The organism is Paenibacillus antarcticus (genome assembly GCF_001637225.1).
Classification (GTDB): Bacteria; Bacillota; Bacilli; order Paenibacillales; family Paenibacillaceae; genus Paenibacillus_AQ; species Paenibacillus_AQ antarcticus.
In genome coordinates this window covers 1-16,164 of record NZ_LVJI01000014.1, presented here as the reverse complement: position 1 = coordinate 16,164, position 16,164 = coordinate 1, and the positions used below count along the sequence as shown (strand labels likewise).

The 16,164-nt window shown below is 39.7% G+C and carries 19 protein-coding genes; 12 read left to right on the top strand and 7 right to left on the bottom strand.

The window, feature by feature from the left end:
• The first annotated feature begins 203 nt into the window (after positions 1 to 203).
• Together PBAT_RS08670 and PBAT_RS08665 are read left to right on the top strand one after the other, a co-directional pair.
• Positions 204 to 593, top strand: coding sequence for a hypothetical protein (locus PBAT_RS08670; protein ID WP_068648576.1), 390 nt, complete (start codon positions 204 to 206; stop codon positions 591 to 593).
• Between the two features lie 269 nt (positions 594 to 862).
• Positions 863 to 1,582: an NAD(P)H-dependent oxidoreductase gene (locus PBAT_RS08665; protein WP_068648574.1), complete on the top strand. Its 720-nt coding sequence runs from the start codon at positions 863 to 865 to the stop codon at positions 1,580 to 1,582.
• A gap of 62 nt (positions 1,583 to 1,644) precedes the next feature.
• On the opposite strand, the gene PBAT_RS08660 is transcribed toward PBAT_RS08665, so the two are convergent.
• A complete protein-coding gene (locus PBAT_RS08660) occupies positions 1,645 to 2,784 on the bottom strand; it encodes a glycosyltransferase (RefSeq protein ID WP_084402922.1) in 1,140 nt (379 codons plus the stop codon).
• On the opposite strand from PBAT_RS08660, the gene PBAT_RS08655 reads away from it, so the two are divergent.
• Positions 2,785 to 4,134: a glycosyltransferase family 2 protein gene (locus tag PBAT_RS08655; protein ID WP_068648572.1), complete on the top strand. Its 1,350-nt coding sequence runs from the start codon at positions 2,785 to 2,787 to the stop codon at positions 4,132 to 4,134.
• Here PBAT_RS08655 and PBAT_RS08650 read toward each other — a convergent pair.
• Both PBAT_RS08650 and PBAT_RS08645 read right to left on the bottom strand, forming a co-directional pair.
• Positions 4,126 to 4,326 (bottom strand): hypothetical protein, encoded by a 201-nt coding sequence (locus tag PBAT_RS08650; protein ID WP_068648570.1) that lies wholly within the window; start codon positions 4,324 to 4,326, stop codon positions 4,126 to 4,128. The two genes, PBAT_RS08655 and PBAT_RS08650, sit on opposite strands and share 9 nt — an antisense overlap.
• 22 nt (positions 4,327 to 4,348) lie before the next feature.
• On the bottom strand, positions 4,349 to 4,834 hold the full coding sequence (locus PBAT_RS08645; protein WP_169810095.1) for a DUF2642 domain-containing protein: 486 nt from the start codon (positions 4,832 to 4,834) through the stop codon (positions 4,349 to 4,351).
• Positions 4,835 to 5,007: 173 nt separating this feature from the next.
• Between PBAT_RS08645 and PBAT_RS08640 the strand changes: the two genes are divergently transcribed.
• The 3 genes from PBAT_RS08640 to PBAT_RS25225 all read left to right on the top strand — a co-directional run bounded on the left by PBAT_RS08640 (position 5,008) and on the right by PBAT_RS25225 (position 7,794).
• Positions 5,008 to 6,195 (top strand): polysaccharide pyruvyl transferase family protein, encoded by a 1,188-nt coding sequence (locus PBAT_RS08640; protein WP_068648566.1) that lies wholly within the window; start codon positions 5,008 to 5,010, stop codon positions 6,193 to 6,195.
• A complete protein-coding gene (locus tag PBAT_RS08635; RefSeq protein WP_068648564.1) occupies positions 6,192 to 7,190 on the top strand; it encodes a CgeB family protein in 999 nt (332 codons plus the stop codon). Before PBAT_RS08640 ends, PBAT_RS08635 begins: the two co-directional genes overlap by 4 nt.
• A gap of 454 nt (positions 7,191 to 7,644) precedes the next feature.
• Complete coding sequence (locus PBAT_RS25225; RefSeq protein ID WP_157091307.1) at positions 7,645 to 7,794, top strand: hypothetical protein; 150 nt, start codon at positions 7,645 to 7,647, stop codon at positions 7,792 to 7,794.
• Positions 7,795 to 7,902: 108 nt separating this feature from the next.
• On the opposite strand, the gene PBAT_RS08630 is transcribed toward PBAT_RS25225, so the two are convergent.
• The 4 genes from PBAT_RS08630 to PBAT_RS08615 form a co-directional block, all read right to left on the bottom strand.
• Positions 7,903 to 8,184, bottom strand: a complete 282-nt coding sequence (locus PBAT_RS08630; protein WP_068648563.1) for a YxcD family protein — start codon at positions 8,182 to 8,184, stop codon at positions 7,903 to 7,905.
• Positions 8,185 to 8,189: 5 nt separating this feature from the next.
• Positions 8,190 to 8,621 (bottom strand): hypothetical protein, encoded by a 432-nt coding sequence (locus tag PBAT_RS08625; protein WP_068648562.1) that lies wholly within the window; start codon positions 8,619 to 8,621, stop codon positions 8,190 to 8,192.
• Positions 8,622 to 8,774: 153 nt separating this feature from the next.
• Entirely contained in the window at positions 8,775 to 9,323 is a 549-nt protein-coding gene (locus tag PBAT_RS08620) for a PadR family transcriptional regulator (RefSeq protein ID WP_068648561.1), read from the bottom strand.
• 154 nt (positions 9,324 to 9,477) lie between these two features.
• On the bottom strand, positions 9,478 to 10,038 hold the full coding sequence (locus tag PBAT_RS08615; protein ID WP_068648560.1) for a beta-class carbonic anhydrase: 561 nt from the start codon (positions 10,036 to 10,038) through the stop codon (positions 9,478 to 9,480).
• Between the two features lie 117 nt (positions 10,039 to 10,155).
• On the opposite strand from PBAT_RS08615, the gene PBAT_RS08610 reads away from it, so the two are divergent.
• From PBAT_RS08610 to PBAT_RS08585, 6 genes are all read left to right on the top strand, one after another.
• Positions 10,156 to 11,673 (top strand): carboxypeptidase M32, encoded by a 1,518-nt coding sequence (locus PBAT_RS08610; RefSeq protein WP_068648558.1) that lies wholly within the window; start codon positions 10,156 to 10,158, stop codon positions 11,671 to 11,673.
• 187 nt (positions 11,674 to 11,860) lie between these two features.
• Positions 11,861 to 12,871 (top strand): ABC transporter substrate-binding protein, encoded by a 1,011-nt coding sequence (locus PBAT_RS25220; RefSeq protein ID WP_068648556.1) that lies wholly within the window; start codon positions 11,861 to 11,863, stop codon positions 12,869 to 12,871.
• Positions 12,872 to 12,904: 33 nt separating this feature from the next.
• The gene (locus tag PBAT_RS25215) at positions 12,905 to 13,681 is read left to right on the top strand and encodes an ABC transporter ATP-binding protein (protein ID WP_068648554.1); all 777 of its coding nucleotides are present in this window, start codon (positions 12,905 to 12,907) and stop codon (positions 13,679 to 13,681) included.
• Between the two features lie 17 nt (positions 13,682 to 13,698).
• A complete protein-coding gene (locus PBAT_RS08595) occupies positions 13,699 to 14,541 on the top strand; it encodes an ABC transporter permease (RefSeq protein WP_068648553.1) in 843 nt (280 codons plus the stop codon).
• Positions 14,542 to 14,671: 130 nt separating this feature from the next.
• Positions 14,672 to 15,643, top strand: a complete 972-nt coding sequence (locus PBAT_RS08590; protein WP_068648552.1) for an aromatic acid exporter family protein — start codon at positions 14,672 to 14,674, stop codon at positions 15,641 to 15,643.
• 101 nt (positions 15,644 to 15,744) lie between these two features.
• Positions 15,745 to 16,164: hypothetical protein (locus PBAT_RS08585; protein ID WP_157091306.1), on the top strand; the 420-nt coding region annotated here is incomplete at its 3' end.

The window sequence follows — 16,164 nt, the reverse complement described above, 5'->3', positions numbered from 1 at the left end:
TTATTTGTTGATTGATTTTACGATGAAGACTAATAAGGTCTTTTTGTTAAATAGTAATGATATATATAAGTTGAACGGTTAAATATCACTGGTTATATTTACTTAGAAGAAGGTGATTTATTGAAGTTGATCATTAGCATTGCATTGGGCATTGTGTTAGCAGTAGTGATTCTGTCAATCTGTTAATAATCCGGGGAGTACATATGAAGAAGGTAATAATAAGAGATGCGTTTATATTTGTATTATGTTTTATTATGTATGGTTTAAACGAATATATATTCAAAAGTTTAGATGTACAGCTGCATTGGTTCTTTGTTGGGTACTATAACGATGTATTAGCTTCAATTATTCTTTTATCTTATTCTAGCTTATTGATTGTAATTTTTGCTAAAAGACAAATAGAGCACTTTTTATTATGCAGCATTCTTATTGTGCTGATTGGCGTTTTCTGGGAGTATGTAACCCCTTGGTATAAGAAATCCACTTCAGATCCTTTAGATCTAGTTGCTTATTATATTGGTTTTTTAATTTACTGGTTTGTTGTCAAGTATACAAGAAGAAAGATGAAAGATATGAGCTACTATTTGCCCTAGAGATAGGGCTTTTTTTTATGTATCCATGTAAGTCTTCAAGATAAATGGGAATTGTCAGTTCAACCTAATACCATTGTCTCAGATTATCTTGAGTCCGTGATGTGTATGAGGTGAGATTTCTATTGTGGGATAGCCTATGCTGATAAATTATGGACATGATATACTGGTATGATGCGAAGATTTGTAAGTAAACTTTAAGATCTAAGCTATCGTTCAACTCTGTAAAGAGAAGTTATGCCATAACTACAAAGAATGAAGGAGATTATTAAATGAGTGATCTAGAAGTTAAGAAAAATGAAATTCTATCGTCATTTCGCTTTCGACATGCAACGAAAGAATTTGATCCTAATAAGAAAATAAGTGATGATGACTTTCATTACATACTAGAAACAGGTCGGTTATCACCAAGTTCGTATGGCTTTGAACCATGGAAATTTGTGATTGTTCAAAATCAGCATATCCGTACCAAACTTGCCGAATATGCATCGGGTGCAAGAAAGCAGTTACCGACAGCGAGTCATTTTATGATTATTCTGGCGAGATTACCTAAAGATATGGTTGCAAGTTCTGATTATATTAATGGAATGATGGAGAATGTACAGAAGCTGTCAACCGAAGTTACACAGGGGAAGCGTAATACATATGATCATTTTTTGAAAACAGGTTTTGCAATTGAAGATGATCCCAGAGTGATGTTCGAATGGGCATGCAGGCAAACATATATTGCATTGGGTAACATGATGACTGCTGCGGCTCAGATTGGAATTGATTCTTGCCCAATTGAAGGTTTTAACAGAGAGCAAATCAACGAATTATTAGTAGCGGAGGGGATTATAGACCCCGAACATTTTGGTGTTTCTGTTATGGCTGCATTTGGCTACAGGTTACATGACCCATCTGAAAAGACAATGGGTGGAATAATTTCTGCTCAGAGAGGCAATTTCATATCCGCTATGGAAATCTTAAACCAAAAATATTACACGATGTGATTGCAATAATTTTGGCTATCTCATTGTATTATAACTTCAAATGAAAAAGCGTCTGCTTCCTATTAGTCATTAAACGGATCAAGTAATTCCACAATTAATTTATGAATATCTTGATAACGCTGCTCCCAAGTATTACTTAAAGCATACTGAATTCTAGGTTCAGGGTCCCCGCGATCATACAAATACTGTCTCACTTTGTTGATAAATTGTTCGGGTGTATGAGCAATCACTACGTGGGGATGCATGAGAATGCACTCAGGCAATGAAGTTGAGATGACGGGAGCACCGGAGGCTAGATACTCATAGGCTTTAACAGGATTAGCGGCGAGAGCAATGGGTATTCTGCGGAAAGGAATCAAGCATACGGAGAATTGTCTAATGTAACTAGGAAGTAGATGGTGGGGCTTGTGTCCCAGCAGATGTAGATTAGATTCAGATCTCCCCATGTTTCTGCGACCAAATTCTGGACCAATGAGGACCACGGATGCTTCATTCGCGAGCGCCTTGGCAACCCTCTGGATGAGAAGGGTATCTATCCATGTGGCCCAAGCCCCCACAAAACCGATAAGTTGTCCTGAAGGTAAGTCACTTGGACGATGGGATACACCTTTGGTCGAATGATGCAGCTGCATGTCGGGATTATATCCATTTCGAACAAGTTGAACTCGTTTGTGAGGATATTGCTTGCATAATCGTTGCTTCAGTCGTTCAGAGGTACAGATGACTGCGTGACTTGTTGCAACCATTTGACTCTCAAAAGGAGTCCATTCAGGCATATCATCAACACAATCATATATAATTAGATCGGGACTGTAATGATGAACAAACGGGTATATGGTAGGTAACATACACCAAAGGATGATGGGTTCCTTATCCTTGCGACATTGTCGAATCTTAGGAAACTCCTCATATAGCCAGCGTTCATGATGATGTACAAGAACCAAATTAGGTTCAAGTGGCTCCGGCGCTTGTTTAATTGAAGTTTTGTTACAGTAATATACGGAATGACCAGCGCGGGCGAATTGAGTCATTAAATGTTGAGGACGTTGCTTCATCCATGACCAGTCCATGAAAGGCGGAAATACAATAATAGCCATTGCCTTCATTTCTTTGTCTTTGTATTTCACATCATGTTCTACTGTTACGAAGGTAACCAGGTATACGTCATTCCCATATGATATAGATATTCGGGGGGCTGCCATATGATTATATTTATTACCGCATGTGATGGGGGGAGGGACGAACGTTTGACTGTAAGGTCGGTTAGAAACGTATTCCCAAATGTACCTGTATTTCCGATAGGCATTTCTCAAGTCAGGCTTATGAATCGTATGCTGAGAGAGTCGCAGACTTCAATCTGTATGACAATTCGCGCAGGTACGATAGTTTTAGAATCGTTTCAGGATCATGTATCGATATGGGTACAGCGAATGATGATAGAACCAATCGGATTTATTGAGTTTAGTACAGCTAAACCACAAGGGTTTTCCTCTCAATTAGTCTCAGAAATACCACGCCCAGACTCACACTCAGGTTTGGATTTCACATCCATCGAAGAATTCAAAGGAAGTGGACCTACACTTTGGAAGAATCTATCTGATGAATTCTCCTTTTTTCCTGAACGAGATGAGCTACCGTTTGACCACTATATGGAAATTGTAAAAATGAAAGAATTGGCATCCAAGGGTCTAGGAATGAAATTAATGATAGAGGATTGGATTGCTCCAAGGAGAGTTACTCCCCAATGGATGAGAAGAGAAGAAGAATGGAACGTGATTGCTCCATTATTGAATGATCAGGTGATAAAGCCATTCGATGATAATCCTAAAGTTTCTGTGATTATGTCTCTTTATAATGAATCGGACCGTTTCCTATGGGCTGTTCGAAGTGTTCTGAATCAGACATTCAAAGATTGGGAGCTTATCCTAGTCGATGATGGTTCACACGATGATACGCGCAATAAGCTAGATCGACTTCTAATAACAGAACGTATTCGAATCATTGTAAATGATAATAATCGAGGAAAGGCTGCGAGTCTTAACAAAGCATTAACTTGGGCAAAAGGAACATGGGTCATGGAACTCGATGGCGATGATTGGTTGGCACCTCGTTGTATGGAATTGTTAATGGCGTCTGCTGAATCTGGAGAACTTGAGAATGCTCTTTGGTGTAGTAGCTATTATGAATGGCAAGAGAGAACCAATAAACAATTGATTTATAAAGGCATACGTCAATTTCCAGAACATAGAGGCATCAAGCAGATTCTGATAGAAGGACTACCTTTAGCTCCTAGATTTTATCGTAAAGAAGCTCTTGTTACGCTAGGTGGCTGGCCGATAACAGATCTTACCGAAGGGAGATTATATGAAGATATGCACTTGATTATTCGATTAATGCGTAAGTATAAGTATACTTATCTCCCAGAAAGTCTTTATCACAGACGTATTCGGTTATCGAGTATCACTCGGACCCACAATAAGGAGTATATGAAGTGGATTGAATGGGCCATGGATACGTATAGCATCGATGAACCCCATTCAGGTTTAGACTAATATTCGGATAAAGCTTACTTGCTGTGTGAAAATAGTTAATTCCTCATCTGGGGATTGATAAGTTGAGTCTGTTGTTAGAATCGTAAATATACCCGATCCAACCGAAATCAGTATCCCCGTATTGAATGAATTTGCAAAAAATACTTCAACAGAACGCCCGACATAATCTAATAACATCTCCTCGAAATTCAAAGGAAAACCTCCCCTCATTTAATTAAGAAACCGAAATAATACTTGCTAGAGGAATGAGAACAAGATCCCCCGTGGATTCCTCCAATTGAATGAAGTCTGTTCCAACATAGATCAACACCCCTGAAACAGCTCCTGCAGGACTCTCGATGGTTAAGGTTTGCCCAAGACGATCTTTAAAGAAATCGATAGGACCAGACGATGAGCTAACTCTGATTAGTGTGTAGTAGAATCCACAAGAATCAGCATCTGCATTCTTAATAATGAAACCTGCATTAATTAAAATTTGTAGTGCGGCGGCTAGCTCCATTCCTGTTGGAATAGCAGGAGCTTCTCCGGCTTGGCTAATGATAAATACTGTAGTCTTTCTTCGGAAATAGTGATTCTTAGCCCGTAATACGACAATATCTGGCTTTGAATCTGAACATGTTGCAATACTAGAAGAAGATTCGGATATCTCTAATTCTAATCTCTCATTCTTGTTTGTTGTAAAAGCACTTATTTTTGCCAAAGGAAAGACACCTCCCATTATTTCATTCATGTTATCCTACTCTAATTACTCACATATGGTCAGGTACAGTTGACTAAGTTTGTTTGAATATAGGTTAGTGATGCAGTCCGTTCGAAGTCATTCTCTCATACTATGGTTAAGAGATTTAGGTTTGAAAGGAGAGGTTGAAATTAATGAGATTCTTAATACACGGTTTCTATGGTGCTGGAAATACAGGTGATGATGCAATCTTACATGCCATCATTGATCGTATTGCTTCCATATGTCCAGAGTTTAAGGTAACAGTTACGGTCAGGAGTCAGATAATCATTCCATATTATGGTCCGTATGATATAACGAAGGTAAGTGGTTTCGATCTGAATCTACTCCATCATGCGGTGTTAAAAAGTGATATGGTGATCGTCGGTGGAGGGGGATTATTTCAAGATTATGCAGGGTTTAGTGCACTACAATTATTTCAAGGTGCACCATCCGCACTACGTCAGCAAGGGGCAATCAATTACTATAGCGCACCCATCTTCCTTGCCAAAACTTTAGGGAAGCCCGTTTTCTTATATGCACTGGGTATCGGACCATTTCAAAGTGAGGAAGCGAAGCGAGCGGCTGGATGGATAGCTGGACTCGCAGATGCGATTACTGTGCGTGATCAAGCCTCACTTACGATTCTTCAACGATTAGGCGTCCATCGTACGGTTCTTGCTGCTGATCCAGCGGTAAGACTAGGATCTTTGCATACTAGCGTTGTAGAACCCAAAGAATTAATATCTCACACGACGAATCATTCCCATCTAAAAATAGCATTTAACTTACGAAAATGGGTATATGGGAAAGTGGAGAGTGTCAGAGCTTATGAGGCTATGGTATTCGTAGCGAAGCAACTTATCTCAAAGTATGATGCATTGCTATATATTCTCCCTTTTAACAGAAGTAAAGTAGAAGTGTCGCAAGCAGAAGAATTTGTTAGTCTTCTTCCTCAAGGTTCTGTCGAGATTATTCCTTATGAGGGGAGTTCACCTGTTGATGTGAAGTTTTTCCTCGGAGAAATGGATCTCGTGATAGCAGAACGATTACACGCTTCGATTCTAGCGATGTCTGCAGGAACACCTGCGATCGGATTATCGTATGACCCGAAGGTTATTCAATTTTTCGAAGAGATAGGACTACCAGAACTTTGCCATACCATTGAGCAAGTAACGCCTGAGAGTCTACTCGCTACAGCGGAACTGGTTCTATTAAGTAGAAGTGACTGGCGTAGCCGTATTAAAGAGAATTTGGTTTCCTTACAACAGCGAGATGATCTTCATGATGGAATATTAAGAGATCAACTAGTACGGATTATGCGAAAGGATACAAATGGATGAACAATTTAGAGCAACTACGTATTACGTATATTTGTAGATATGTTCCGGGTGTAAGTGAGATACTCAAAAGTATTTGCAATGGGCTTGAAGAACTCGGAGCTACTGTGCAGGAGCTTAACCTCACAGGTAAAATTCATCTCCTGTTCAATCCCCAGCGTCATCTAGGGGGAAATGGACCTGTTTATGTAAGAGTGGAACGTTTATTTCATGAGATAGAAGCGTTTCAACCTCATGTGGTTATTTTCTGTGGTGGTGGGCTAATGTTACTACCGCAAGAGATGGAACGACTCAAGAAACATTGTCTCGTTATTGGCATGACACTAAGTGACCCTGATGTATTACCAACGGTTGCGAAATATGCGGCAGACTTTGATTACCATACGACTAATTCCTTACTTGCACTACAGAAGTATGAAGAAAAGGGGATACACAATACACTGTTTATGCCATTTGCCGCTGATTTACAATATTTTGAACCTAAAGAATCTCACCCTAAGTTTGCATGTGATGTTGCTGTCATTGGTCATATGCGACCTGATCGATTGTCTTTAGCTAATAAGTTGATCTCAGAGTTTGATGTTATGCTCCACGGAAACAACTGGCCTTCACATTCGAATGGAGTCGTGCGAGGAGAGGATTGGTTTCATGCTGCTTATTCTACAAAGTGCTTAATTAATTTCCCTAGAACAGGCGCTGGGCACACGAACGTGAAAGTGGGCGTATTTGAAGCGGCAGCTACGGGCCGATTATTGTTTACGGAATATTTTGAAGAAATGAAGCGTTACTTTGAATATGATCGAGAAATTATTGGTTATTTAGATGAAGATGATTTAATCACTAAATTACGATATTATTTGAGCCATCCAGAAGAAGCAGATCACATCGCTGCAGCAGCAAGGCTTCGTTGCCTGAATCAGCATACGTGGTCTAAGAGATTAGCAGATGTATTTGGACAGATCAATTGGGGTTTATTGGATGGTCGGAGCTGGTCATAGCTTAAGTGACGAACGTAACTGCCTTTTAAATATGGCAGTCTTTTTTTGATAATAGGACTAAGTACTAGTGATAACTTTCTGATGGGAACTTCCAGATAGATTCTAAGAAAAAACGCTATCTATTTATAGCAAATTAATCAATAAGAATTCTAATTGATTCATTTGCTATATATGGTAAAATTAAACGTTGATATGCTAAACAAGGAGAGTCATCTAGAAGATTTAAATGAAGAATATTAGCAAGATATTATATGAACATGAGTTTAACAATTAATTGGGAGTTACATACATTTTTAAGGCTGAAGTAACTCATTAATCTAAATCAGAACGATAGATAATGAACTGGAGGAATATACAAAATGTCAAGAATTCTAAATGTAATTGTGATTCATGGGGACATAAGCGGGAATTTATTCTGAGGTATTGGGATCCGTTCCTAAGTGTATCCAATGAAATGCTTCCAACACTCAATAAGCAATTCGGTCAAGATCATGCGGCTAAAGTTCGCTATGCAGAGCCGTTCGAAATTGCTGATTATAGCAGGAGACCAGACGCAGCTGAAATGAATGTCTTGTTCCCGATGTTATTAGGTGTATGTGAATAAATGATTCAAGCTTTGATTACGCAAATTAAATGTTGTATTTTAACTTAAACATAAAGGGGTTGTCCCAAGCCGTAAATGGCTTCTGGGACAACCCCTGTATCCTGAGTCTTAATTTGTGTTTACATGTGCTGTAATTTCTTCATCCACATCTAGTGTGATCTGTTCACGATAGGCACGAATATCGTATTCGCTTTGTAAGTAGCGAAGAATCGCTTCAATCATGTTGGACTCAACCAAGAACTGGCTGCGACCCTGAACCCATACTTCTGCAGAATAACCATCTTCTTCGTCCCAACTTAGTTCGACCTGTACATCTGTTGGACGTACAGCTTTGCGTTCAGCCATGTGTAGGCAAATCGCATTTATAATTTCGTCCATTGTAAGTACCATATCAATTAGTACCTTCCGTCACGTTGATCTGGTTTACGACGGTTCTTGTAAGCTCTGTATCCTGCCATAGCAAGAGAGATTAGAACGACAACAGCTAACACGTTAATCATTAATCCAAGAATATTACCCAACATGCCCATACCACCGAACATGCCTCCGAATAACATACCAGCCAATCCACCGATCATAAGACCTTTCATCAATCCGCCACCGCTGAAGAATCCACGTTTTGCCGGTGTTCCCGCAGCATTTGTTTTGTTATTCGTTGTTGTTTTAGAAACATTACTATTCGTTGTAGATTTCTTAGGCGTGTTCGTGAAAGACTTCGTACCGGATTTAAATCCACCGCCACCACGTTTTGCATCAACACTAGTCGCCGGAGCAACTGTAGCAAATATTAGAGTGAACATCATAACAACCATAAGCCATTTTTTCATCTGAAATAAATCCCCCTAAAAGTATTAGTATATTTTGTTCTAGTATAGAACTAAAGTTTGCGCTCACCACATGGGGTTTCGACCTTAGTTCAAACTATATATCTACTAGTTTACGTAGTAAAAAATTAAAAGTTTCATAATTAATCAAATTAATTATTTTAGATTTTGCTTCGTTCTTTGCTCTTTTAGTATATCCAACATCATATTTGTCCAATCTAACCCTGATGTAGTAGTGTAGATTGCTTTTTGGTATAACATATAATCAAAGAATTCAGGTGTACCGAACTCAAGATCCTCTCGGACTTTATCGCTGATCTTAAGATGGAGGTGCTCTAGCTTCTTGACCAAATGTACTCTTCGACTTTCTATAATATCAATGGCATTATCTAAATCGGTTAGCCACATGCAAAATGTTTTCATAGATAACTCATCGCGTGTGATCGGATCCGCTAATGGTACATACAACCATTCTTTTAGCTTACGTATTCCTTTCTCGGTGATGGAGTATAGTTTTTTGTCTGGTTTCTCACATTGGACAACCCAGCATGAAGTTAACAATTCTTCGGATTCCATATGTGAGAGTAGTGGGTAAATTTGACTATGCTTTGCAGGCCAAAAAGGTTGGAGTCTGAGCATCAGATTATAACCGGAAGACTGTTCCCTTGCTAGAAAGGCAAGGAGTGCATAGGAAAGTGTATTCATAAGTGTACATCTCCTAATCATGAATTTTACAATGAGAAAAGTGTACACTTAAACTGTATGGTTTGGCAACCAAACAGTCATTGTAAACAAAAAAAAGATACGGATGATTATCATCCGCACTTCATTTATAGCAAATCGTGTTTAATTATTCCGTTCAATTATACCCGTCAGCAATAAGCTCTAATGCACCATTATTAGGATCGATAATCATGCCGTGTACAGGTATATTTGGAGGAAGCAACGGATGTTTCTTGATGACATCGACAGTATGGATCACGCCATCATGGACATTATCAAATCCTCGCAACCATTTCGATAGTTTAATGCCTGAATTCTCTAAGGTACTTAATACAACATCTGAGACGCCGCGTTCCTTAATTAATCCAATCATATGATCTGCATTCAGTGCAGCCATACCACAATCCAAGTGACCCACTACGAATACTTCGTCTGCTTTAAGTTCATAGATAGCTACCAATACGCTCCGCATAACACTCCCGAAAGGTTGGGAGATAATTGCGCCAGCATTTTTAATGAGTTTGACGTCCCCGTTTTTGAAATTCATGGCTTTTGGAAGTAATTCTGTAAGGCGAGTATCCATACAAGAGATTACTACGATTCTTTTCTCAGGAAATTTACTGGTACGAAATGCTTCGTACTCTTTGTTCTCAACAAATTGACGGTTATATTCTAGCACTTCAGTAATATGATTCATGGGGGACCTCTTCCTCCTTTAATTTAGATCATTTCTGTTCTAGAAGTTGATTATACTTTTTACAAAAAGTATCATCAAGAGGAAACTATAAATTTCTAATGTGAGGTGAGCCTTTAAATGGAAAATCAAGTAAAAATAAAATTAGGACAATTTCGAGAATTAGTGCGTAAAATAAGAGGTTATTATGAGGCTGTAGGTTTAATGCATTGGGATTTGCGCACGGGTGCTCCCCGCAAAGGTGCTGAATATCGATCAGAGACCATTGGTATCTTAAGTACAGAAGGGTTTAAATTAATAATCTCAGATGAGATGCGAGAATATCTGGAATATTTTACAAGATCAAATATTGCAGATCAATTGGATGACCTGGATCTACAAATCGTAAAGGAATGCAAAAAGGAATATGACCAGAACAAGCTAATTCCAGCAGAGAAGTTCCAAGAGTATTCTGTCTTAACAGCACATGCTCAGACCTTATGGGAAGATGCTAAGGAGACAAGTGATTTTGCTGGATTCGAACCTTATTTAAGTAAAATTGTTGAAATGAAGAAAGAGTTTATCCATATATGGGGAGTCAAGGGAACAAGGTACGATACACTTATTGATATGTATGAACCCGATATGACGGTAGAGAAATTAGATCAAATATTCAGTAAACTGCGCAGTCGTTTAGTTCCGCTCGTAGAAACGATTCGAGAATCATCGAATCAACCAGAGAATGATTTCCTTAAGCAGATATTTGAAATTGATCAACAAGAGAAATTTGGCCTCTTCATTCTTGAACAAATGGGCTATGACTTTGAAGCTGGACGTCAAGATGAGAGTGTGCATCCTTTTGCTACGGGTCTTAACATAGGTGATGTGCGAATTACAACTCATTATTTACAAGATGATGTCACCAGTGCGGTATTCAGCTCTCTTCACGAAGGGGGGCATGCCCTGTATGAACAAAATATTGATGCGAGCCTTGTAGGAACGCCTTTAGCTGAAGGAACCTCTATGGGAATCCATGAATCACAGTCTCGCTTGTGGGAGAATATGATTGGACGTAGCCGTCCCTTCTGGGAAAGGTATTACGGTGATTTGCAACAGCATTTCGGACCACAACTTAAGGATGTCTCCGTTGAAGACTTCTACCGTGCGATTAACCGCGTTGAGAATTCACTCATTCGAATAGAAGCAGATGAATTGACGTATAACCTTCATATTATTATTCGCTACGAGATTGAGAAGATGTTGTTTAATGAAGGGTTGTCTGTGAAGGATCTACCGGAAGTATGGAATGCGAAATATAATGAGTATCTCGGCATTACCCCTCCAAATGATGGACTCGGTGTCCTTCAAGATGTGCATTGGTCTGGTGGAGATTTTGGTTACTTTGCATCCTATTCACTAGGAAATATGTATGCGGCACAATTCTTACATACCATTCGCAAAGAGCTACCTCAATATGATGAATGGATTGCTACTGGGAACTTACTTCCAATTAAGGAATGGCTCTCCGACAAGATTTATAAGTATGGTAAACGTCTTACTCCTTCTGAAATCATCGTTAACGTGACAGGAGAAGAACTGAATCCAGATTACTTGGCAGATTATTTGGAAGAGAAATATAAAGAGATTTACAAGTTATAGACCAAGGTAATGGCTTTCTATTAATCTTCTGTAAGTTAGGAATAAGGTCGTGATGAATCTACGTCTTGTAGAGAATCACGGCTTTTTTACATTTGGGAACAGGGTTTTGCAAAGAAGGAATAACCTTTTTTGGGTGAATGCATATGATGCATTATGATTTATTCGAAAATATTGGAGGGATACCCATATGTGGAAAGCGACAAAAAAATTGACTGCAGTAGCAGGTATTCTTCTTCTCTGTGCTTCGGCTGTAGCCGGGTGTGGAGGAAAAGATACTCCGACGAAAGTGAAGATTGGGGAAGTAACTCGCTCCGTATTTTACGCACCAGAATATGTCGCCATTGAAAAAGGATTCTTTAAGGATGAAGGGCTGGATGTTGAACTTACGACAACCTTTGGTGGAGACAAGACGATGACCGCATTGTTATCGAACGCTGTTGATGTAGCATTAGTTGGATCGGAAACGTCCATTTACGTTGCTCAACAAGGCTCTGAAGATCCAGTGATCAATTTCGCTCAATTAACTCAGACGGACGGAACATTTCTAGTTGCAAGAGATAATAGCGGCACATTTAGCTGGGATCAGTTGAAAGATAAGACATTCTTAGGTCAACGTAAAGGCGGAATGCCACAAATGGCCGGAGAGTTCACCCTCAAGAAGCAAGGTATTGATCCACACGCAGATCTGGAATTGATTCAGAATATTGAGTTCGCGAATATAGCAGCAGCTTTTGCTTCGGGAACAGGACAATATGTTCAGCTATTCGAACCACAAGCGTCCATCTTTGAAAAAGAAGGCAAAGGTCATGTTGTTGCTTCATTTGGTGTAGAAAGTGGACACCTTCCATATACCGTGTTCATGAGTAAACAAAGCTATATTAAGAAAAATGCTGCAACCGTTCAGAAGTTCACGAATGCCGTTCAGAAAGCTCAAGCATGGGTAGCAAGTCATACCCCAGAAGAGATAGCGGATACGATCCTCCCTTATTTTAAAGATGCTGATCGTGCCATTATTGTATCTAGTGTGAAACGTTATCAAGAACAAGGCACCTATGCAACGGATCCAATATTAGATGATACAGAATGGAACAATCTACTTGACGTGATGGACAGCGCAGGGGAATTGAAAGAACGCGTGGCACATAATGCCATTGTGGATAATACGTTTGCTCAGAAAGCGAAGGATACGGTGAAATAAAGAACTTATATTCCTGCCAAAAGGAGAGTGCACATGGTACCTGTTGTTGAGTTGAACGATGTCGCACATGTCTATATCACCGATCGCGAAGCCTCTCTGGCTGTGGATCGTCTTCAATTGACAGTATCCGCTGGGGAATTTGTAAGTCTTGTAGGCCCCAGTGGATGTGGCAAGACAACCATCTTGTCGATCATCGCGGGTCTTCTTACACCAAGCCATGGCGAGGTACTTGTCAATGGTCATAAGCTTGAAGGACCAACACCAGAAGTAGGATATATGTTGCAGCAAGATTATTTGTTTCCTTGGCGGACGATTCTGAATAATGCACTACTAGGTTTGGAACTGACGGGAAGAATTACGCCTGAGAGTATAGCAATCACCTCGAGGCTACTTGAAGAGATGGGACTACATGGTAAAGAGAATATATACCCTCAACAGCTTTCAGGTGGGATGCGCCAACGGGTTGCACTCGTGCGGACGTTGGCGACAGATCCAGGACTACTGTTGTTGGATGAACCTTTCTCAGCACTCGATTATCAAACAAAGTTACAACTGGAAGATTTAATATCCCGGACCTTGCGTGAACGTAACAAGACAGCAGTGTTAGTTACCCATGATCTCTCTGAAGCGATAGCGATGAGTGACCGGATCATATTGCTGGGTAGCAATCCGGGAAGAATCCGCCGAACGTTCGATGTACCGCTTAATATCCGAGACGTGTTGCCTTTTCATGCTCGTGATCAGAAGGGATTTCAAGATCTCTTTCACGAGATTTGGAGTGCTATGGAAATACGTAGTGATCAGGAGTGAGGAGGTGAGACTACAGCATGATAAAGCGAAATCTAACTGGAAATGAATCTTCTGATACGAGACAAAGTGAGCTGACTGAACTATATCAAGAGCACCTAGCGCATCAAAGAAAACAAGCATGGCATGTATTATCCGTTCAGCTTGGAATACTCCTGTTATTGTTAACCTTTTGGGAGCTGGCTGGAAGATTGAAATGGATTGATGTACTGTTGTTTAGCTATCCCAGTAAGATATTAAATTATATTATACAAGAAATCATAAGTGGAGAAATATGGGGTCACTTAGGTATAACCGTTGGTGAGACCATCGTTGGATTTGTTCTAGGAACGGTGCTTGGAACGAGTCTTGCCATCTTGATCTGGTGGTCACCTTTCTTATCGAAAGTCTTAGATCCATACATGGTTGTATTTAATAGTATGCCAAAGGTGGCGCTTGGTCCTTTATTCATCGTTGTCTTTGGGGCGGGGTTTACAGCTATTGTAGTCACTACATTATCCGTTATTGTTATTATTACCACACTCGTGGTTTACAATAGTTTCTCTGAAGTGGATTCCAATCTAGTTAAAGTCGTGCGAACCTTTGGGGGATCACGATCACAAATTTTTCGTAAAGTGATCTTTCCTGCAACATTTCCTGCGATTATTTCAACATTGAAAGTCAATGTTGGTCTAGCTTGGGTAGGTGTTATTGTTGGAGAGTTTCTCGTGGCACAAATGGGTCTAGGTTATTTAATTATTTATGGTTTTCAAGTATTTAATTTTACACTAGTGATGTCCAGTTTGTTTATCATTGCAGTGGTCGCAACGGTCATGTATCAACTCGTATTGTATATGGAGCGTAAGCTGTTAACCCATAAATAATACAAAGAAACCAACCTATCTACAATGGATCGCGTGAATGTGGTTATGCGGTAAATGTCGTATTGTGTAGAGTTGTGAAATAAAGTACCATGAGATTATTATGATATTGATAGAAAAGAGAGGCGTTCTCATGGGGTTTCGAGTTGTAAAAACAGCGATTGCTACACTCATTTCCATTCAGATTGCTTATATAGTAGGTCTACCCAGTCCTCAGTCTGCGGGTCTATTGGCTATTCTAGGCGTGGAAGTTACACGTAAAAGGAGTCTTAGAACGATTTCAGCGCGCTTCTTTGCCTCCATTGTGGGGCTTCTTTTTGCATGTGGATTATTCGCTCTATTTGGCTTTCATTATTGGGTACTCGCTTTATTCGTCCTATTCGGCTTTCCTTTAATCGTTAAGACAAGCTTCAAAGAGGGGATTGTCACCAGTTCAGTTGTTGTCTTCCGTGTCTTTGGAGGCGGGGTTATATCCCTACATACGATATTAACTCAAGTTGAATTGCTTGTTATTGGACTAGGATCAGCAATGGTAGTTAATATGATCTATATGCCTAAAGGTGGAGAACAGATGATTGAGATTCGCCACAAAGTGGACGGGCTATTCGCTGTGATATTTAATCGCGTTGCTCTGACGCTTCGAGATCCAAGTTATGTATGGGACGGGAGCGAAATCATTGAAGCTGGTAAAGCGATTAAAGAAGGGTCCCTTGCGGCAAACCGAGCGATGGAGAACCAAATGGTTCATCCGGATCAGGCGTGGAATATTTATTTCTATATGCGTAAGGAACAATTGGATTTCATTCTAGTCATGATGCAGCGGATTGCTGATGTATTTCAGAAGCTACCCCAAGCGGACTTGGTAGCGGAACTATTCGAACAGCTTAGCCATGATGTAACAGAAGAAATGTACACAGGTCGTACCGAGGTTCTACTGGAAGCGTTGGAACAAGATTTCAAAGAAATGGATCTTCCAACGACAAGAGAGGAATTTGAGATTAGGTCTTCGATATTACAGCTTTGCCGTGAATTATCTTTATATTTGAAAATAGCAAAGAAGAATAAAGCGCCCGTCCCTGATAAATTGCGGGTGGAGACTGGGTAATTACAATACATAATTCTTTTTTTAAGGGTGAACAAGCGTGTAAGTATTCAATCATAGTATAGAGAGGTAGTCGAATAAACATGGAGAGTGAGTCGGCGCTTGTGAAAAAATCCTGGGCCACTAACGTAAGAGAGTTCAATTCGGATGTAACGGTATTAAAAGAGATGCACGAATTTAAGGTCAAGGTGCAAATAGAGGTAGAAAGAATGCTTGAGGAACTTAGGGACGTAGAGAATAATTTGATACTTGAAAATAAAAAATTAGATTATTGGATTAATAAATATAATGAATTTAATTTCAATTGTTTGGATATTGGATTGGCTGACATGAGAAGACGCATGAAAATTGCTGAGTCAGAGGCTAATCATTGGCGTTTAGCAGCTGAAAATATGTTTCACAGGACTGAATTAAGTGGTACACGATATGATTCATTAAAGGATCATGCCAATGAAATTCAAGAAATGAAGGGCAAAGAAAGAAAACTTAAAGAAGCCATAAGTGAAGTGATATGCTCCCCTTAT